This is a genomic window from Sinomonas gamaensis, from assembly GCF_005876955.1.
Taxonomy (GTDB): domain Bacteria; phylum Actinomycetota; class Actinomycetes; order Actinomycetales; family Micrococcaceae; genus Sinomonas; species Sinomonas gamaensis.
This window is the reverse complement of sequence record NZ_SSCL01000017.1, coordinates 13558-33317: the sequence shown is the minus strand read 5'-3', so window position 1 is coordinate 33317 and position 19760 is coordinate 13558. Positions and strand designations below refer to the sequence as shown.

At 68.6% G+C, this 19760-nt stretch carries 18 protein-coding genes; 10 read left to right on the top strand and 8 right to left on the bottom strand.

All coding sequences use genetic code 11. The features are described from left to right. The first annotated feature begins 134 nt into the window (after window positions 1-134). The gene (serC, locus tag E5679_RS17940; protein ID WP_138418429.1) at window positions 135-1277 is read left to right on the top strand and encodes a phosphoserine transaminase; all 1143 of its coding nucleotides are present in this window, start codon (window positions 135-137) and stop codon (window positions 1275-1277) included. 66 nt (window positions 1278-1343) lie between these two features. Here the strand turns inward: serC and E5679_RS17935 are convergent, their stop codons facing one another. Beyond that, a complete protein-coding gene (locus tag E5679_RS17935) occupies window positions 1344-1889 on the bottom strand; it encodes a DUF3027 domain-containing protein (protein WP_138418427.1) in 546 nt (181 codons plus the stop codon). 1 nt (window position 1890) lies between these two features. Further along, entirely contained in the window at window positions 1891-2268 is a 378-nt protein-coding gene (locus E5679_RS17930; RefSeq protein WP_138418425.1) for a cold-shock protein, read from the bottom strand. Between the two features lie 117 nt (window positions 2269-2385). On the opposite strand from E5679_RS17930, the gene E5679_RS17925 reads away from it, so the two are divergent. The 7 genes from E5679_RS17925 to E5679_RS17895 all read left to right on the top strand — a co-directional run bounded on the left by E5679_RS17925 (window position 2386) and on the right by E5679_RS17895 (window position 11391). Beyond that, window positions 2386-2598: a hypothetical protein gene (locus tag E5679_RS17925; protein ID WP_138418423.1), complete on the top strand. Its 213-nt coding sequence runs from the start codon at window positions 2386-2388 to the stop codon at window positions 2596-2598. Between the two features lie 4 nt (window positions 2599-2602). After that, entirely contained in the window at window positions 2603-4999 is a 2397-nt protein-coding gene (locus E5679_RS17920; protein ID WP_138418421.1) for a helicase-associated domain-containing protein, read from the top strand. Between the two features lie 3 nt (window positions 5000-5002). Then, window positions 5003-6646 carry a DNA repair helicase XPB gene (locus tag E5679_RS17915; protein ID WP_138418419.1) on the top strand — a complete coding sequence of 548 codons (1644 nt, stop codon included), beginning with the start codon at window positions 5003-5005 and terminating at the stop codon, window positions 6644-6646. A gap of 233 nt (window positions 6647-6879) precedes the next feature. Then, the gene (locus E5679_RS17910) at window positions 6880-8670 is read left to right on the top strand and encodes a hypothetical protein (RefSeq protein WP_138418417.1); all 1791 of its coding nucleotides are present in this window, start codon (window positions 6880-6882) and stop codon (window positions 8668-8670) included. A gap of 126 nt (window positions 8671-8796) precedes the next feature. Next, window positions 8797-9510: a response regulator transcription factor gene (locus E5679_RS17905; protein ID WP_171042438.1), complete on the top strand. Its 714-nt coding sequence runs from the start codon at window positions 8797-8799 to the stop codon at window positions 9508-9510. A 1-nt stretch (window position 9511) separates the two neighbouring features. Next, a complete protein-coding gene (locus tag E5679_RS17900) occupies window positions 9512-11050 on the top strand; it encodes a sensor histidine kinase (RefSeq protein ID WP_212747001.1) in 1539 nt (512 codons plus the stop codon). A gap of 53 nt (window positions 11051-11103) precedes the next feature. Further along, window positions 11104-11391, top strand: coding sequence for a WXG100 family type VII secretion target (locus E5679_RS17895; RefSeq protein WP_138418413.1), 288 nt, complete (start codon window positions 11104-11106; stop codon window positions 11389-11391). A 4-nt stretch (window positions 11392-11395) separates the two neighbouring features. Here the strand turns inward: E5679_RS17895 and E5679_RS17890 are convergent, their stop codons facing one another. From E5679_RS17890 to E5679_RS17870, 5 genes are all read right to left on the bottom strand, one after another. Further along, window positions 11396-12325 (bottom strand): ribonuclease HI family protein, encoded by a 930-nt coding sequence (locus E5679_RS17890; RefSeq protein WP_138418411.1) that lies wholly within the window; start codon window positions 12323-12325, stop codon window positions 11396-11398. Between the two features lie 134 nt (window positions 12326-12459). Then, complete coding sequence (gene groL, locus E5679_RS17885; RefSeq protein ID WP_138418409.1) at window positions 12460-14088, bottom strand: chaperonin GroEL; 1629 nt, start codon at window positions 14086-14088, stop codon at window positions 12460-12462. Window positions 14089-14305: 217 nt separating this feature from the next. After that, a complete protein-coding gene (locus E5679_RS17880; protein WP_138418407.1) occupies window positions 14306-15544 on the bottom strand; it encodes an ABC transporter substrate-binding protein in 1239 nt (412 codons plus the stop codon). Continuing rightward, window positions 15544-16176, bottom strand: a complete 633-nt coding sequence (locus E5679_RS17875) for a LytR C-terminal domain-containing protein (RefSeq protein ID WP_138418405.1) — start codon at window positions 16174-16176, stop codon at window positions 15544-15546. Before E5679_RS17875 ends, E5679_RS17880 begins: the two co-directional genes overlap by 1 nt. Before the next feature lie 47 nt (window positions 16177-16223). Next, a complete protein-coding gene (locus tag E5679_RS17870) occupies window positions 16224-16562 on the bottom strand; it encodes a DUF3263 domain-containing protein (protein ID WP_138418403.1) in 339 nt (112 codons plus the stop codon). Between the two features lie 113 nt (window positions 16563-16675). Between E5679_RS17870 and E5679_RS17865 the strand changes: the two genes are divergently transcribed. Together E5679_RS17865 and E5679_RS17860 are read left to right on the top strand one after the other, a co-directional pair. Continuing rightward, window positions 16676-17407 carry a uracil-DNA glycosylase gene (locus tag E5679_RS17865; protein ID WP_420821086.1) on the top strand — a complete coding sequence of 244 codons (732 nt, stop codon included), beginning with the start codon at window positions 16676-16678 and terminating at the stop codon, window positions 17405-17407. 18 nt (window positions 17408-17425) lie between these two features. Beyond that, window positions 17426-18271, top strand: a complete 846-nt coding sequence (locus E5679_RS17860; RefSeq protein WP_138418402.1) for a siderophore-interacting protein — start codon at window positions 17426-17428, stop codon at window positions 18269-18271. A gap of 24 nt (window positions 18272-18295) precedes the next feature. Here the strand turns inward: E5679_RS17860 and E5679_RS17855 are convergent, their stop codons facing one another. Further along, window positions 18296-19759, bottom strand: a complete 1464-nt coding sequence (locus E5679_RS17855; RefSeq protein WP_138418400.1) for a threonine/serine exporter family protein — start codon at window positions 19757-19759, stop codon at window positions 18296-18298. Between the last annotated feature and the right edge of the window lies 1 nt (window position 19760).

Here is a 19760-nt window from a genome sequence, read left to right as displayed (position 1 = left end):
ACTGTTCAGATTAGCCCGCACGGTCCGGCCGGGAAGTCCCCCGCTTCTCGAATTCGCACCGCGCCGAGGGTGTGCGGCACACTGTTTCGGGGCGGAAGGAGCCTCCCGCCCGGCATTCTCGCAAGGAGCCTTCTGTGAGCGAAACGACCGCCGCCGCCAAGCTGGACATCCCCGCCGACCTCCTGCCCGCCGACGGCCGCTTCGGCGCCGGCCCCTCGAAGGTCAGGAAGGAACAGGTCGACGCGATCGCGGCCGCCGGCCCGAAGCTCCTCGGCACGTCTCATCGGCAGGCTCCGGTGAAGAATCTGGTCGGCTCGGTCCGTGATGGACTCAAGTCCTTCTTCAAGGCCCCCGAGGGCTATGAAGTCATCCTCGGCGTGGGAGGCTCCACGGCGTTCTGGGATGCGGCCTCGTTCGGCCTGGTCCGCTCGAAGGCCCAACACCTCTCCTTCGGGGAGTTCGGCTCGAAGTTCGCGAAGGCCACCGACAAGGCGCCCTTCCTCGAGGCCTCGAGCATCCGCACGTCCGAACCGGGCACGCGCCCCGAGCCGGCCGCCGAGACTGGAGTCGACGTCTACGCCTGGCCGCAGAACGAGACGTCCACCGGCGTCGCCGCCCCGGTCCGCCGCGTCCAAGGCGCGGACGAGGGCTCCCTCATGCTGATCGACGCCACGAGCGCCGCCGGCGGCCTCGACGTCGAGGTCGCCGAGAGCGACGTCTACTACTTCGCACCGCAGAAGAACTTCGCGTCCGACGGCGGCCTATGGCTTGCGCTGTTCTCCCCCGCCGCGCTGGAGCGCGTCGAGGAGATCAAGTCCTCAGGCCGCTGGATCCCGGACTTCCTGGACCTCAAGACCGCGGTGGACAACTCGAAGCTCAACCAGACCTACAACACCCCGAGCCTCACGACTCTCGTCAGCCTCAACGCCCAGGTCGAGTGGCTCAACGAGCAGGGCGGCCTCGACTGGGCCGCGAAGCGGACAGCGGATTCGGCCGGCCGGGTATATTCCTGGGCCGAGGCCTCCGACTTCGCCACGCCGTTCGTCTCAGATCCTGCCGACCGCTCCAACGTCATCGCGACGATCGATTTCGACGACTCCGTCGATGCGGCGCAGGTGGCCAAGATCCTCCGCTCCAACGGCATCGTGGACACCGAGCCGTACCGGAAGCTCGGCCGCAACCAGCTGCGCATCGCGACGTTCGTGGCCATCGAGCCCGAGGACGTCACGAAGCTCACGCAGTCCATCGACTACGTGGTCGGCAAGCTGCGGGGCTGAGAGCCCCATCAATCACAGAAGGCCCGACGGCAGCTGCCGTTGGGCCTTCTGGGTGATGAGACCGGTTCAGTCGATCTCGTCGTCGATGTCGGTGATGCCTGCCGCCTCGGCGTCAGCAGCCTCGTCTGCCTCTGCCTCTGCCCCGTCGACGCCTTCCTCCGATTCGTCAGCCACTGCGCTGTCTGCATCTGCCAGGTCTGCGTCTGCCTCGTCCTGCTGCTCGGCAGGCTCGCGGTCCTCGGGGCGCAGGCGCTCGGCCCAAGGCACCCATTCGGGAGCCAGGACGGAATCCTCGCTCGGAAGGAGGCCAAGTTCGCTCACGGTGACGATCTTCGAGCGCGAGACCCTGGCCATGGTCACGTACCAGGTCCAGCCGCGGTAGCCCGGGCGCAGGCATTCGAACAGGTGGGTCACGAGGCGCTCGCCCTCGCTCTTGGCAGCGAGGTGCGTTCCCACCTGCTCGGGATCGACCACGTCCACGAGGGCGGCATGGGCCTGCTCCACGGCGCTGGCCAGGAAGGCGTCCGGCCGGCCCATCCGCCACACAGGCACGCCGACCCGGGGCTTCGGCCGTGCCGACAGCGTGCTTCCCGAAGGGATCTGGCTCGTCATGTCAGACGTCGAGCTGGTCCGCGACGCGGCGGAGGGCGGCGGCGATCGTCGCGCCCTTCTCCGGATACGTCCCCTTGGCCAGCTGGCCGGAGAGGTTGTCGAGGACGCTGACGAGGTCCTGGACGATCGGGGCGAGCTCGCGCGCCGGCATGCGCTTGGCCCGGGCAACCGACGGCAGCTTCTCGAGGACGCGCACACCGAGTGCCTGCGGGCCCCGCTTTCCCTCGGCGATGCCGTACTCGAGACGCGTCCCGGTCTTGATCTCCCCGGCACCGGCGGGCACCGAGCTGCCCGGCAGGAAGACCTCATGGCCGTCATCGCCTGCGATGAAGCCGAAGCCTTTCGCCTTGTCGAAGAACTTGACCTTGCCAGTGGGCACTGCCCTGACCCCAATCTGTTGTGAAGGAGAGAGAAGCTGCGCCGACGTCCCGGCGCGCTCTTCCTAGATTACTGTGTCAGCCAGCGCAGAGCCGCCGTCACTGTTAGGTTTGGTGTCATGGCGCCAACTTTCCGCCGCGTCGCCTCGTGGGGCGGCGCCGCCGTCGCGGTCTTCTCGATCGCCATGGTTGCGCTTGCCCTCGCCCTCGCAGCGGCAGGCCAGACGCCGCCGGGCTGGATCGCCGCCGTCGTGCTCTACGGCCTCCCGCTCGCCTTCGCCTGTCTGGGAGCCGCGCTCGTCGCGGCCTTTGTCGAGAGGAGGAAGCGCTAGCGGCATGTCGTCGATCCGAGCTCTCGCCGAAGAACTCGCCGCCCGGGGCAATGATTCCCTGCGCAGGCTGTTCGCCGTCAGGCCGGACCTCATCACGCCCGGCGTTCCCGATTTCGCAGCGCTCGCCGCACGGGCGTGTGCCCGGGTGAGCCTCCAACGGGCCCTCGAGACGCTCTCGAAGCCCCAGCTCGAGGTCCTCGAGGCGCTCGTCCTCACTACTGACGAAGACGAGGGCCGCAGCGGCAGCGCCGTCGAACTGCGGCACGCCGTGGGCAACGCCACGCTCGGAACCCTCGACTCGATCTTGGCCGAACTCTCCCAGCTCGCGCTCATCTACCGGGCGGATCCGCCCGATTCCATCCACTCGGCTTCGGGGAGCCGCCGGCGCTACTACCAGCCGGTCGCCCGGGTGCGCGAAGTGCTGGGAAGCTACCCCGCCGGACTGGGGCGCTGCTACACCGAGCTCGCGTCGGTGTCCCAGTTCTTCGCCGAGAGAGCACCGGACATCGTCAACGCGATTCCGGCAGCTGCGCAGCAGCAGCATGTGGAGCACCACATCGCGGCCGCGTACGCCCTCGAGCGATGGGCATCGCTGCCCGAGGCGCTCGAGAGTGCTCCCGCGAAGGCTCGCGAGGTCCTCGCGAAATTCACCAACTGGCCTGTCGGGGCCGTTCCGCACGCTGAAGCGCGTGTGAAGCCGGGACGCCGGACGGACAACCCGGTCGACTGGCTCCTCTCGCACGGCCTCCTCGTGCCGCTCGACGACGAGCACGTGGAGCTCCCCCGCCCAGTCGGACTGGCCCTGCGCGGCGGTCGGATCGTGCCGGAACTCTCCCTCGACCCGCCGGCCCCGCCCGTCGGAAGCACCAGCACAGCCCTGCGACGCAACGCGGCCTTGGGGGCGATCAGCGAAGTCCTTCGCCTCGTAAGTGCCCTCGCGGTCGAGGCCGGCGAGCGCGCCGTAGAGACGCTGCGCGCCGGAGGCGTGGGGACGCGTGAACTTCGCCGGCTCACGGCGGCCCTGCGCGCGGAGTCCGACCAGACCGTCCTCGCCCTTGAGCTCGCGGCGGCAGCGGGCATCATCACGCTCGACGTCGACACATCCGTGTGGCGCGCGACCGGAGCGGACGAGTGGCTCTCCCTCTCGCGGCCGGAGCAATGGCTCGTCCTGGCGAGCGCCTGGCTCGATTCGCCGCGGGTGCCATCCCTCGCCATGTCGCCCGAGGGCGGGGCCCAGCTTGCGCCCCTGTCCGGCGAGGGCCAGCGGCCCGACGCCGCCGCGGTACGCCGGCGCATCCTCGAAGCTGCGGCCGAGCTGAGCTCGGAAGCGGGCTCCCCGGACGGACGGGCCGTCGTCATCACCGCCGCAGACATCCGGACGCGGCTCGAATGGGCCCAGCCTCGCCTCGCCCGGCGCCTGCGCGGTCTGCTCGACGGCGTCCTCGCCGAAGCGACGATGATGGGGTTCCTGGGGTCAGGGGCTGTGACCCGCGCAGGCGCCGCGGTGCTGCACGGCGACTTCGACGAGCTGCTCGCCTTCCTCGAGGAAGTCCTCCCGCGCAGCGTGGACAAGATCCTCCTCCAGGCGGATCTCACGGCAGTCGCCCCGGGCTACCTCGAGCCCGGCCTCGCGCGGCGCCTCGCGCTGCTCGCCGACCCCGAGGGCCGCGGGCCCGCCACCATCTACCGCTTCTCCGCCGCGAGCCTCCGCCGGGCGCTCGACGCGGGAGAGGACGCGGCCTCGATCTCCGCGTTCCTCGCCGAGCACGCCGAGACGACCGTTCCGCAGCCCCTCGCCTATCTCGTCGAGGACACCGCCGCGCGCTACGGCCGGATCCGGGTCGGGCGTGCCGGGTCCTTCATCACGAGCGACGACGAAGCCTCCTTGGCGGGCCTGCTGCACGAGGGTGCGGCCCAGCAGCTCGGGCTGACCCAGATCGCGCCGACCGTCCTCGTGAGCAACGCAACCCCTCAGGAAGTCGCGCTGGTGCTGCGGGAGCTTGGGCTCGCCCCGGCCGTCGACTCCTCGCTCGACCCGATGGTGAAGCTCCAGCGCGGGCGGGGCCCTGCCGCCTCCAATGGCCTCCTGAGGCCCACGCCGAAGCTCACGGTGCCCTCACAGGACGACGTCGAAGCCCAGCTCGCGGTCCTGCGGAACCAATCGGCGGTGACCGGCAACGCCGACGAGGCAGCCCCCATGCTCGGGATCGAGACGCTCCAGAAGGCCATCCGGCTCAAGCGGGCAGTACGCTTGAATATCGTCGACGCCCTCGGGAACTCCACGGTCGAGGAACTTCGTCCTGTGTCCATCTCTGCGGGCCGGGTTCGGGTGTTCGACCCCGAACGGGAGACCGAGCGGGTACTGAGCGTGCACCGGATCATTGACGTTGAGTTGGCGTAGAAGATGAGCGATGGCCCCCTGATCGTCCAGAGCGACAAGACGATCCTGCTTGAAGTCGAGCATGCCCAGGCGACGGAGGCGCGCCACGCGATCGCCGCGTTCGCCGAACTCGAGCGTGCCCCCGAGCATGTGCACACGTACCGGCTGACGCCGCTCGGCCTGTGGAACGCCCGGGCCGCCGGGATCGACGCTGAGACCGTCCTCGACACGCTCCTGCGCTACTCGCGCTTTCCCGTGCCGCATTCCCTCCTCCTCGACATCGAGGAGACCATGTCCCGCTACGGCCGCCTGCGCCTCGAGAAGGACCCCCAGCACGGCCTCGTCATGCGCACGGACGACTATCCCGTGCTCGAGGAGGTCATGCGCGCCAAGAAGATCGCGCCGCTCCTCGGCCCGCGCATCGACGGCGAGACCGTCGTCGTCCATTCCTCGCAGCGCGGCCAGCTCAAGCAGTCGCTGCTCAAGATCGGCTGGCCCGCCGACGATCGCGCCGGCTACGTCGACGGCATACCGCATCCCATCGCGCTTCAGGAGAAGGGGTGGAGCCTCCGCCCGTACCAGCGCCTCGCCGCGGAGAACTTCTGGGCTGGAGGCAGCGGCGTCGTCGTCCTCCCCTGCGGGGCGGGCAAGACGCTCGTCGGGGCTGCGGCGATGGCGCAATCGTCATCGACGACGCTCATCCTGGTGACCAACACGGTCTCCGCCCGGCAGTGGAAGGACGAGCTGCTCAAGCGGACAAGCCTCACTGAGGACGAGATCGGCGAGTACTCCGGGTCGGTCAAGGAGGTCAGGCCGGTCACCATCGCGACCTATCAGGTGCTCACCGTCAAGCGCGGCGGCCTGTATCCGCACCTCGAGCTCGTGGACAAGAACGACTGGGGCCTCATCGTCTACGACGAGGTCCACCTCCTGCCCGCGCCGATCTTCCGGATGACGGCGGACCTCCAGGCGCGACGCCGTCTGGGGCTCACCGCGACACTCGTGCGGGAGGACGGCCGCGAGGGCGAGGTCTTCTCGCTCATCGGACCCAAACGGTACGACGCGCCGTGGAAGGACATCGAGGCGCAGGGGTACATTGCGCCGGCCGATTGCGTCGAGGTCCGCGTGGACCTGCCGCGCGAGGAGCGCATGGCGTACGCGATGGCGGAGGACGCCGACAAGTACCGGCTGTGCGCATCGAGCGAGACGAAGACGGAAGTCGTCGAGCGGATCGTCGCACGGCACGCCAAGGACCAGCTGCTCGTGATCGGGCAGTACATCGACCAGCTGGACGAGATCGGCGAGCGCATCAAGGCGCCGGTGATCAAGGGATCGACGAGCGTCAAGGAACGCCAGCGGCTGTTCGACGCGTTCCGCGCGGGCGAGTTGCACCGGCTCGTGGTGTCGAAGGTGGCGAACTTCTCGATCGACCTGCCGGAGGCGTCTGTGGCCATCCAGGTTTCGGGATCCTTCGGTTCGCGGCAGGAGGAGGCCCAGCGGCTCGGCCGGCTCCTTCGCCCCAAGGCGAATGGCAAGACTGCGCGGTTCTACGCGCTGGTGGCGCGGGACACGCTCGATCAGGAGTTCGCTGCCAAGCGGCAGCGCTTCCTCGCGGAGCAGGGCTACGCATACCGGATTGTCGACGCCGGGGACCTCGCCAAGGACTGAGAGCAGGCTCTCGGCATATTTGCTGGAATTGAAAATGTGATGTAGATCACATTTGGGTTTCAAACTCCGTACAATCGGTTTCGGACTGGAGCGGGGAAGCGTCCGGTCTCGGGCCAGCTGGGGAGCGCGCCTGCCGTTGCGGAAGGCCGTAGGGCAACGCCGCCGATCCGGCGCACCCGTTCGTGGCTGCTGGGGGCCATCCCCGATTCACCTCGCACGTGAGGGACTTCCCCATGAAACTCACCCATCGCACCCGTTGGGGTGCGTGTCTCGCCACGGCGGGACTCGTCATAGCCGGCGTCACGTCCGGGCAGCCGGCCTTTGCTGTGCTCAGCGGCAGCACGTTCGAAGGCAATGACGGGAACCTGGTCGTCAACACCGCGGGCAACACCGACTGGGCCAACGTCGCTGGACGCCACACCGGCATCGATCAGCCCACAGGCAGCAGCGACAACTCCTTCGGCCAAGGGACCAAGGAAGACAGCTCCGCCGTCACCGTGGTGAGCGGATCCATTCCGCCTAACAAGAACGATCTCACGAGGTTCTACGAGGCATCGGAGCAGGGAAGCAACAGCCACATCTACCTCTACCTCGGCTGGGAACGCCTCGTTAACATCGGCAATGCGAACCTCGACTTCGAAATCAGCCAGAATCCGACCGCGGGCTTCAGCAGCTCGACCACGGGACCCGTAACGCTCAGCCGGACGGCCGGCGATCTCCTGGTCACCTACGACTTCGGCGGTAGCGGCACCCCGACCTTGGGCCTCAACACCTGGCTGACAGCTGCTGCCGGCAACACCGTCAGCCAGTGCTTCTCCGCCAATGCCCTGCCCTGCTGGGGCAAGCACGTGACCCTCAATGGAACCAACTCTGAGGGTGCGGTCAACACGGGCACTGTAAGTGATCCGATTTCAGGCCAGTCTCTGGGCGTGGGCCTCTTCGGCGAGGCAGCGATCGACCTGACCGCCGCCGGCGTATTCTCCCCGGGAGTCTGCGAAGCCTTCGGCAGTGCGTTCGTCAAGAGTCGGTCCTCGTCCTCATTCACGGCCGAGATCAAGGACTTCATTGCACCCATCGGCGTCAGCATCTCGAACTGCGGGAGCATCACGATCAACAAGGTGACGCAGAACGAACCGGCCCCTGGGACGCAGTCCTTCACCTACACCACGTCGTCCAACCTGTCAGGATTTAGCCTGAAGAACGGTGACTCCAAGGTCTTCTCGCCGCTGTCTGCCGGCACCTACACCGTGACCGAAGGTACTCAGAGCGCGCCGTGGAACTTCGTCTCCCTGACCTGTGACCAGACGAGCGGCGTGACGATCACTGGCCAAACGGTGTCGATAGCCTTGGGCAATGGGCAAACTGTGACGTGCACCTACACCAACCACTACACGAACAGCCCCACCATCGCCACAACGCTGTCCGCCTCGACGGTCAACCTGGGTGGCTCCGTCCATGATTCGGCCACCCTCACCGGGGCCACGTCGAATGCGGGCGGCACCGTGACGTACACGGTCTACACCAACAACACCTGCTCGGCAGGTGCTCAGAGTGCGGGAACCGTGACCGTCACCAACGGTGCGGTGCCGGATTCGAACGCCGTCACCTTCAACACCGCAGGCACCTACTACTGGCAGGCGGCGTACAGCGGTGACGCCAACAACAACGGTGCAACGAGCGCCTGCACCTCTGAGCAACTCGTTGTCAGCAAGGCGCAGCCGACCGTGGCCACCGCGCAGGACCTGATCCCGAATGACAACTTCACGCTGTCGGCAGGGGTCAGCCCGACCGGATCGATCACCTTCAGCCTGTACGCTCCGAGCGATGCGAGCTGCGCCGGAACTCCTGCTCTGACGCAGACCGTGACGGTCAATGGCAACGGCACCTACAGCACGACGAACTCCACCTTCCACGCCACCACGGCCGGAACGTGGCGCTGGGCCTCGAGCTACTCCGGAGACGGCAACAACCAGACGGCCTCGTCCGCCTGCGGTGTTGAGAACTTCACCATCAACAACGGCTGAACTCCGCACCTGACCCCACCCTGAGAGAAACGGCGTCCCCGGCCCCCGGTCGGGGACGCCGTTTCCAGCCGCGGGCCCATCCCCTCACAGGAGGCATCCAGCAAGTTCTCAGAAACTGGGCGCACGATGGGAACCGTGAAGAAGACGGGACCCGAAGCCAAGCTCCTCGTCGTGGACGACGAGCCGAATATCCGCGAACTGCTCTCGACCTCGCTGCGTTTCGCAGGATTCGAGGTCATCGCCGCGAGCAATGGGCGGGAGGCCCTCACAGCTGCCGAGGAGCAAGCGCCGGACCTCGTCGTGCTCGACGTCATGCTGCCGGACATGGACGGCTTCACCGTCACACGGAAGCTCCGCGCCTCCGGACGGCACGTGCCGGTCCTCTTCCTCACTGCCAAGGACGAGACTGAGGACAAGGTCCAGGGCCTCACCGTCGGCGGCGACGATTACGTGACCAAACCTTTCAGCCTCGACGAGGTCGTCGCGCGCATCCGCGCCGTCCTGCGGCGCACGCAGCCGATCCTGGACGACGACGCAGTGATCCGCGTCGACGATCTCGAACTCGACGACGACGCGCACGAGGTCCGGAGGGGCGGCGTCACCATCGACCTCTCCCCCACCGAGTTCAAGCTGCTCCGGTACATGATGCTGAACCCGAACCGCGTCCTCTCGAAGTCCCAGATCCTGGATCATGTCTGGGAGTACGACTTCAACGGGGACGCATCCATCGTCGAGTCCTACATCTCCTACCTGCGCCGCAAGGTCGACGCGAACGGGCCGAGCCTCATCCAGACCAAGCGGGGCGTGGGGTACGTCCTCAGGACGGCAGAGAAGCGCTGACGTGCTGACGCGCTGGAAGACGGCGTCGCTGCGGACGCAGCTGGTCGCCATCATGATGGTGCTGCTGACGGCCGCCATCGTCTTCACGAGCGCGGGCACCCTCACCCAGCTGCACGCATTCCTCGTGGCGCAGGTCGACGAGAAGCTTGTCGCCGCGTCCGACTACGCGCAGCAGAACCAGAACATCGACCTGCTGCTCACCACCCCGAACCCCGAGCTGCCGACCGATTACGTCCTCGTGCTGTACACATCGGGGGCGCCGCCGCGCACCTACCCGGTGCCCGACCCCAACGCCGTTCGCCCCGACGTCGCGGCGATCACCCCGGATCAGGCGCAGCAGATGCAGAGCCAGCACCTCATCCGCCAGGCGAACGGCACCGACCATGACTCCGATTGGCGCTACATAGCGATCCCTGTGCGGATCGCGAGCACGGGCGAGCGTGCCGCCATGCTCATCGCGCTGCCTCTGACCAACGTGGACGAGGCGATGAACCACACGCTCCTGCTCGAGATCGGCGTGGGCGTGCTCACGCTGACCCTCGTCTTCTTCGTTGCGTCGTGGACCGTCACCCGCGCGTTCCGGCCGCTGCGCCGGGTGGAGAAGACAGCTGCGGCGATTGCCGCCGGAGACCTGTCGCAGCGCGTCGACGAGGAGGCGCCGGGGACGGAACTTGGACGCCTATCGTCGTCGCTCAACGCCATGCTGGCCCACATCGAACGCGCTTTCCAGGACCGCATGGACTCGGAGCGGCGCATGCGTCGGTTCGTCTCGGACGCCTCGCATGAGCTTCGGACGCCTCTGGTCACCATCCGCGGATTCTCGGAGCTATACCGCCACGGCGCGCTCTCGAACCCGGACGACGTGGGCATGGCCATGGGCCGCATCGAGAGCGAGGCCAAGCGCATGGGGACCATGGTTGAGGACCTCCTCACGCTGGCGCGGCTCGACGAGCAGCGGCCGGTGCTCCTGCGGCCCGTCGACCTCCTCCCGATCGGCCACGACGCCGTCGTCGACGCCCAAGCGTCTGCCCCCGACCGGCCCGTGCGGCTCGTGGGACTCCACGACGGGCACGCGCCGTCCGCCGCTCCGGCCCTCGGCGAGGAGGGGCGGCTGCGCCAGGTCGTTGGGAACCTCGTGGGCAACGCGCTGCGCTACACGCCCACCGGCTCGCCCCTTGAGATCGCTGTCGGCACCGCGTACGACGACGGTCGGCCGGTTTCGGTGCTCGAGGTGCGGGATCACGGCCCCGGCATCTCAGAGAAGGACGCGCCGAAGATCTTCGAGCGCTTCTACCGCGCGGACACGTCGCGAACGCGCGAGACAGGGGGCACGGGCCTCGGGCTCGCGATCGTCGCCGCCATTGTGGGAGCACACGGCGGGAGCGTGCGCCACCGCCCGACTCCGGGCGGCGGAGCCACTTTTGTCATCGCCCTCCCCTACCAGAACATCCCCGACCCTCCGGCGGAACCGCCGCGGAATTCGCCGATGTTGTCCACATACGACGCCGGCAGAGGCCCGGGAGGCGACGGCGCCGCCTAGGGTCGTGGTGACGGCGGGCGGGGGTCCCGCCGCACGAGAGAAGGGGGACGTCCATGGCTGTGCTGAAGGCCGATACCGAACACATGAGCGCGAGCGCCCACAAGGTCGCGGCGGCTGTCGAGCGGGTGCGCGCGGAGGTGAGGAGCCTTCGCGTTGACCTTGAAAGCCTCAACGGGAGCTGGCAGGGGCTTGCAGCGACGAACTTCCAAGCCGTCGTGGTCCAATGGTCCGGGACCCAGACCCAGGTCGAGGGCTCGCTCGACGCCATAGGCCTCGCACTGCAGCAGGCGAGCTCCGCCTATCAGGAGATCGAGAGCACCAACGCGCGCCTGTTCCTATAGAGGATCAGGCTTCCGGAGTTCCCTGATGAAAGCGAAGGCGCCAGCGGCCCTCGGTTCTCTGCCAGAGGGAGCTCCGGAGAGCTGAGCCGTTCCTGCTTTCGGTCCGGTAGAGCACCTGAATGAGGTCGGGGGCGAGCCGCGAGGCCTCCAAGAGCTCGAACGCCTCGTGGCGCTGGGCCTCTTCGCCGAGTGCCTCCACGGTCTCGTCGCGGTCCCAGAGGCGACCAGATTGCCCGACCTCCCTGTAGTCGGGGTGAAGAAGGTATGCGAGCTGACCGAAGTCGGAGCGGACCTCCGGATCGAGGAGCTCCTGCTCGAGTTCCACGACGGCGTCGACGTCGAGATCCGTCTGGGACGGAGCTGGAGGGGCCTCGACGGCCACCTCGCCTGCTGCCTCGCCGAAGAGATCGCCCTGGATTGGCACTGGGCTTGTGCGCCCGGCGCTCAGGGGCATCGGGGTACTGAGCGCTCCTCCGAACCCGGGGCCTTCGACCGGTGCCGCCCCGGCTTGGAAGGCGGTGGCACAGGCCCGCGCCCGGGCGTCGGCGGCCTCGTTGAGCGAGTGGCCCGCGTGGCCTTTCACCCACTCGAAGGTGTAGGTGCGCCCCACCAGCTCGTCGTCGATCTGCCGCAGGAGGTCCGCGTTGAGCACCGGCTTGCCGTCGGCCTTCTTCCAGCCGCGCCGCTTCCAGTTGGGAAGCCACTTGGTGACGCAGTTGATGACGTACTGGCTGTCGCACAGGATGTGAAGGGGCTCGTCGGGAACATGGGCCGTGGACCGGAACAGGTCGAGGACCGCCATGAGCTCGCCCTGGTTGTTGGTCCCGTGGGGCCAGCCTCCCGCGTGCCAGCGGTCCTCGTCGACGTACCACGCCCAGCCTGCGGGGCCGGGGTTTCCGAGGGCAGAACCGTCTGCGGCGGCGGTGATGGTCATGCTGTCCATCCTGCCAGAACGGGGCGACAGAGCAGTGTCAGTTGGTGTACCCGAGACAAACAGAGGCGGGGCCCCCACCGAAGTGGGGACCCCGCCGTCGTGCGCTTCGACTCAGGCGCCAGGTGACTTCTGGATCAGAAGCCGCCCATGCCGCCCATGTCGTCGCCACCCGGCATGGCCGGGGCAGCCTTCTCGGGCTTGTCGGCAACGACGGCCTCGGTGGTGAGGAAGAGGCCGGCGATCGAGGCGGCGTTCTGCAGGGCAGAGCGGGTCACCTTGACCGGGTCGTTGACGCCAGCGGCGAGGAGGTCCTCGTACTGGCCGGTGGCCGCGTTGAGGCCGTGGCCGGCGGGCAGGCCGCGGACCTTGTCGGCGACGACGCCCGGCTCGAGGCCAGCGTTGAACGCGATCTGCTTGAGCGGAGCCTCGATCGCGATCTTCACGATGTTGGCACCCGTGGCCTCGTCACCCTCGAGCGTGAGGTTCGCGAACGCCTTGGCGCCAGCCTGGATGAGGGCCACGCCACCACCGGCGACGATGCCTTCCTCGACCGCAGCCTTGGCGTTGCGGACGGCGTCCTCGATGCGGTGCTTGCGCTCCTTGAGCTCGACCTCGGTGGCCGCGCCCGCCTTGATGACGGCGACGCCGCCGGCGAGCTTGGCGAGGCGCTCCTGGAGCTTCTCGCGGTCGTAGTCCGAGTCCGAGTTCTCGATCTCGGCGCGGATCTGCGCAACACGGCCGGCGATCTGCTCGGCGTCGCCAGCACCCTCGACGATCGTGGTCTCGTCCTTGGTCACAACGACCTTGCGGGCCTTGCCGAGGAGCTCGAGCGTAGCGTTCTCGAGCTTGAGGCCGACCTCCTCGGCGATGACCTGACCGCCGGTGAGGATCGCGATGTCGGTGAGCATGGCCTTGCGGCGGTCGCCGAAGCCCGGAGCCTTGACGGCGACGGACTTGAACGTGCCCTTGAGCTTGTTGACGATGAGCGTGGCCAGAGCCTCGCCCTCGACGTCCTCAGCAATGATGAGGAGCGGCTTGTTGGCCTGCATGACGCGCTCGAGGACCGCGACGAGGTCCTTCACCGAGCTGATCTTGGAGTTGACGATGAGGATGTACGGATCCTCGAGGACCGTCTCCTGGCGCTCTGCGTCGGTGACGAAGTACGCCGAGAGGTAGCCCTTGTCGAAGCGCATGCCCTCCGTGAGCTCGAGCTCGAGGCCGAACGTGTTCGACTCCTCGACGGTGATGACACCCTCCTTGCCCACCTTGTCGAGGGCCTCGGAGATGAGCTCGCCGATCTGGGTGTCGCCGGCGGAGATGGACGCGGTCGCGGCGATCTCTTCCTTGGTCTCGATCTCCTTGGCGGACTCGAGCAGCTCGGACGTGACGGCGTCGACGGCCTTCTCGATGCCGCGCTTGAGCGACAGCGGGTCGGCGCCTGCGGCGACGTTGCGGAGGCCTTCCTTCACGAGGGCCTGCGCGAGGACGGTGGCGGTCGTCGTGCCATCGCCAGCGACATCGTCGGTCTTCTTGGCGACCTCCTTGACGAGCTCCGCGCCGATCTTCTCGTACGGGTCGTCGAGCTCGATCTCCTTGGCGATGGAGACGCCGTCGTTGGTGATCGTGGGGGCGCCCCACTTCTTCTCAAGGACGACGTTGCGGCCACGCGGGCCGAGGGTGACCTTGACAGCGTCGGCCAGCTGGTTGAGACCGCGCTCGAGGCCGCGACGGGCCTCTTCGTCGAATGCAATGATCTTGGCCATGACGGCTTCTGTCCTTTCGGGACGATCGTGTGGTGAGCGCACCCGCTGCAGCGCCCGCGACGGCCGGCGCCAGCCTCCCGTTCCTTCCCGGTCGGCGGACGCCTCACCCCAGCGAGGTGTTCCCTTCCCCCCTACCGGCCGACTTAGCAGTCTGCCGGTAGGAGTGCTAGGTCAATAATTAGCACTCGACCGGGTTGAGTGCAAGCGCCGGGGCCCATCAGCGCGCGACAGCCTGAGACCCCACCATGCGGCCCCGATTGTCTGCACTGAATCGGAAGACCGTGAAGTTCGCGGCCGTGACGTCCCCGTTGGCATCAAAGCCGATCGGACCGGACTGCCCGTCGTAGTCCACCGCAGCGCCCTTCGTCTCCAGGGAAAGGCACTCGGTCAGGGCGGTGCATTTGGTGCGCTGGCCTGAGCCCGACGCCGTGCCGCCGGACACACCGATGAGGTGCGAGGCGATGGAGGCTCCGCCGTCGTCCTGGGCGGCTCCCGCCGCGAGGATGGCCAGCGCAGCGGCGTCGTACGCCTCGGCGGCGAAAGTCATGTCCTTCAGGTCCGGCGCCTGCTTCAGCACGTCTGCCTGGAAGCCTGAGTTGGGGAAAGCGCCTGGGACGAGGCCGCGGGCACCATCAAGCGCGCCGCCGGCCAGGCCGGTGCCGTACTGTCCCACCGCGCCATCGGAGAGCAGGAGCTTCGAGCCGGGCACACCGCCGTCGTGCACCTGCGCGAGGACCGCCTGCGCCTCGTCGCGGGCGACGACGACCACCGCATCCGCGCCGGCCGCGACGGCCCCCGCTGCGGCAGAGCGTGCGTCGTGGCCTGTGAACTCCGCGCTGCCCTTCTCGCCCAGACCAGCCGCTGCGGCCGCGCTCGCGACGGCGTCGCCGACGGTCTTCCCGTACGTGCCCTTCTGCCGCAGGATCGCGACACTCCGGGCCTCGCCAGCCTTGGCGAGAGCGATGAGCGCGGCACCTTCCGACGTCTCGGACGCCGCCGTACGGAAGTAGTAGCCGCCGCTTGAGTAGGTCGAGAGCGAGGCATCGAGGTTTGCGGGCGAGATCAGGACGACCTTCGCCTTGCCCAGGACGTCGATCGCGGCCGGGGCGTGCGTCGAGTCTGTGGGGCCGATGACGACGTCGGCCTTCGCCGCCACGAGGTCGCGCGCCGCCGCCGCGGTGTCCGTCGAGGACTTGGGCGGGATGAGCTCGATCGGCCGCCCCTTGTGCCCACCCGCAGCATTCGCCTGCTGGACGGCGAGTTCGACGGCGGCCCGCTGGGCATCGTTGAGGAACGCCTGGCTCCCAGCGTTGTCGAGCAGGAGGCCGATGCGCAGCACGCCGTCGCCCGACGCCTCCGTCTGGGCGAGCCGTGCGTTGCCGGCCGTCGCGCTGCAGCCCGAGATCCCCGCGGCGAGCGCGAGGGCGGCGAGTCCGGCAGACGCCGTCCGAAGCACTAGCCCGTGTACCCCGGGCCGATCACGGCCGCCAGCGGGTAGCCCAGCTGCTGCGCCTGAAGCACCGTTCCGATCCCGAGATCCGCCGCGAGCGCGTCTGCAGAGGCCTTCTGGCTCGCGTCGCGGTAGAACACCACCGAGGTGTTCACGGGCGTCCCGGACCAGTTGCCGACCGCGGCGACGGACCAGCCCGCGGTGCGCGCCGTGGCTGCGACGCGGTTGCCGAGGCCCGCCGTCGTGGTTGCGTTGTAGACGCCGACAGCGAGACTGCGGTCGGCACCAGCCGGGGCAGAGGATGTCGGTGCGGAGCTCGTCGGAGCCTCGGAGCTTGTGGCTGGAGGAGCGGACGAAGCGGTCGACGGGGTCTGGGTCGCCGACTGCGTGGGCGTCGTCGAGGCCGTTGCGGAGGGCTTCTGGCTGCTCGTCGTCGGCGACGACGCCGCGGTCTGGTTCATGAACTTCGGACCGATGAAGAACGCACCGAGGAGCCCGAGCACCACGACAGCGGCGACGGCGAACACCAACGCCAAGCCGCGGCGGCCCGACTCGACGGTTGCCTTGGAGCGGTGGACGCCTTGGCGCCTCGGGCTCTCGGGGACGTCGTCGAACTCGTCGCGGGGATAAGTGCTCATGGCGTCAGGGGTCCTCGTCCGGTGCTGTGCTGGGGACCGCGGCGCGCTCACGCGCTGCCGCTCAGGCGACGAGCCGTCCGTGCGCGCTGCCGCGACGTCCTTAGTCTACGCAACCTCTTGACGAGCATCGGATCGTGGGCGAGTGCGGCCTCGGTGTCGATGAGGGCGTTGAGAAGCTGGTAATAGTGCGTTGCCGAGAGATCGAAGAGCTCCCGAATGGCCTGCTCCTTCGCGCCCGCGTACTTCCACCAGTTCCGTTCGAGGGCGAGCATCTGGACTTCGCGTTCGGTGAGCCCCTCCGCCTCGTGATTGTCGCCGTCGTGCTGATTGTCGCCGTCGTGCTGATTGTCGCCGTCGTGCTCCTCGCGCGCCTCAGCTGCGCCCACGCCCCACTTCCCTTCGGCCGACGTTATCTGTGCTGCCCACCAGTCTAGGAGGGAACTACACGAGTGTCATTCACGAGGGGGCCGCGGTTCGCGGCAATGGGAGACTGGGACTTGTGAGCGAGACCCAACCACTTTTCGAACTTCCCGGTGAAGACGAGGCGGATCGTCTCTCCGCGATGGCCTCGGCACCGCTCGAATCGCTCGTCCACCCCGAATGGGCCCCCGCTCTCGCGCCCGCCGAGCCGGAGCTGCGCACAGCGCTCCGCAAAGCCGCTGACGATGCGGCGAGCGGCGCCGTCGTCCTTCCGCCGCCGCCCGCGGTGCTGCGCGCTTTCAGGGAGCCGCTCTCCGCCGTCAAAGTCCTCGTCGTAGGTCAGGACCCCTACCCCACCCCGGGCCACTCGATGGGGCTGTGCTTCTCGGTCGCCGCCAACGTCACGCCGCTGCCGCGGAGCCTCGCCAACATCTTCCGGGAGCTGGGAGACGACGTCGGAAACTCGCCGGCGTGCGGTGACCTCACCGCCTGGGCGGAGCAGGGAGTGCTCCTGCTGAACAGGGTGCTCACCGTGCGCGCCGGGGAGTCGGGCGCGCATCGGCGCGTGGGCTGGGAGGCGGTAACCGATGCCGCGGTCCGTGCGGTTGTCGAACGCGGCAAGCCTTTGGTGGCGATCCTCTGGGGCAGGGACGCGCTCGCGATGAAGCCGCTCCTCGGCACGACGCCCGTCATAGCCTCGGCCCATCCTTCGCCGCTCAGCGCCTCGAGGGGATTCTTCGGCTCCCGTCCCTTCAGCCGGGCCAATGCGTTACTTGTCGAACAGGGCGCGACTCCGATCGTCTGGGCGTGACCCGTTAGGCTGGGCCGCATGACTTCAGCCACCACGACCGCGGCGCCCGCCAAGAAGCCGCGACCGACGCTGGACCTCGTCGTCGCGCGGACCGAGCAGCTCACGCCGCACCTCGTGCGTGTCGTGGCCGGAGGACCGGGCTTCGACGCCTTCTCGGATAACGGGTTCACGGACAAGTACGTCAAGATCTCGTTCCCCACGTCCCTTCCCGAGGGCGCGTGGCCGGATGGGCCGGTGGACATCCCCGCCCTGAAGGAGACGCTCCCCGCCGAGCAGTGGCCGGTGACGCGCACCTACACCGTGCGGTGGTTCAACACCGACACGCGCGAGCTCGCGATCGACTTCGTGGTGCACGGCGACGAGGGCCTCGCGGGTCCGTGGGCTGCGGCCGCGAAGCCGGGCGACCGGCTCGTGTGTGCTGGCCCCGGTGGCGCCTACTCCCCCGATCCCGAGGCCGAATGGCACCTGTTCGCGGGCGACGAGTCCGCACTCCCCGCAATCGCGGCTGCTCTTGAGGCCCTTCCCGCCGACGCGAGGGGCATCGCCTTCCTCGAGACCCCCTCTGACGACGACGTCCTCGAGCTCACTGCGCCGGCGGGGGTCGAGCTGCGGTGGCTCTCGCGCGACGGGGAGCGAGCGGGCGAGACGCTCGTGCTGGCCGAGGCCGTCGCCACGGCCGAGTGGCTGCCGGGCACGCCGAACGTCTTCGCCCACGGCGAGCGGGGCGCCATGAAGGAACTCCGGGCCATCTTCAAGGAGCGAGGGCTCGCCCGCGAGAAGCTCTCCCTCTCGGGGTACTGGGCCCACGGTCGCGCCGAGGACCAGTTCCAGGCCGAGAAGAAACTCCCCGTAGGGGAAGTCTGACCAGGGAAGTCCGACCGGCCAGATCTAGCGGCGCATCCAGCGGCGCCGGCGCTCCACGGAGGCGACGCTGCGGGTGAACGGGCGGGCGAGATTGTCGCCGAGGACGATTCCCGCTGCGGCGCCCAGGATGATGGCCATGGCTGTGAGCATCCCGCCGGCGCCGGCGGAGAGCTGGGCGGCGTCGAGCGTCGCGACGTACATCGAGCGGAAGATCGTCAGCCCGGGAAGCAGGATCAGCGCGGCCGGCACCGCGACGACGAGCTGGGGTGCCCCCATCCGCAGCGCAACGAGCCGGGCGAGAAAGCCGATGACGACGGCGCTCACCGCCGGCGAGATCCGGTCGCCGACGCCGAGGAGCTGCGCGCCGGTCAGGGCGAGGTAGCCGACGATGCCGACGAGCGCCGTCGGGATCACCAGCCGCCGGGACGTCTGCTCAGTGATCGCGATGGCCGCGACCGCTCCCCCGATGAGGAGCACTTGGACCCAGTAGGGGTACGCGGCCGGGAACGTCTGGGTCACGTCGATGCGGGTGACGCCCAGGAGCTCTGCTGCGAGGGACGCGACGGCGATGCCTGCCACGAGCGCCGCGAACGTCAGGAAGGCCGACAGATAGCGCCCGGCGGCCGTCACGGGGAAACCGTTGATGGCGTCCTGGGTGGCCGAGACCAGGCGTGCGGTCGGGAGCAGCAGGAGGATCCCGCCGACGACCACGATCGCGGGAGCGATCGGGACCTGCGCCCAGAACACGAGGAGCGCGATGAGGGTGACGAGGAAGGCGCTCGCCAGCGTCGAGAAGAAGTCCGGGAACCGCCATCGTGCCATCGCCCGGCCCACGAGCGAGACGCCCACGTTGCTGAGGAACGCGATGAGGGAGGCCGTGAGCCCACCGCCGAGGACACCCACGAAGAGGGCGGCGAACAGCGAATAGGCGGCGGTGACTGCCCACTTCGGGAAGGGCTTGGTGCGCTTGGTGATGGCCTGGAGGCGGCGAGTGGCCTCATCCCGGGCCACACCGCCCGCAGCGATCTCGCTCACGAGCTGGTGCACAAGCGCGAGTCCCGCGTAGTTGCTCGTCCAGGACCGCACCACGCGGAGGAGCTGGATCGGGGTCTGGTCCCGCGGGGCGTAGTTGATCGCCACCGACTGGTTGGTGATGTCCACCTCAATGTGCTGGAGCCCCAGCGCCGCCGTCACGGCGATCATCGAGGCCTCGACCTCAAGAGCTCCCGCGCCGTAGCGGAACATCGTCTCGGCGAGCAGCAGCGCGAAATCCAGCGTCCTCCGCGCGGACTCGTCCACGCCGCCGACCTGGATCCGGGGGTTCGCGTAGGGGCTGCCAGCCAGACGGTCCACGATCGAGAGCGGGGCCGTCGGCGGGCTGTCCCCCGTGATGAGCCGACGCAGCATCCGCACCGCAGCGGCGTTCGCCCGTGCCTGGGCGGGCGAGATCGGAGGCATCGGCTGGGTGCGGGGCTCCTCTTCTCCCATG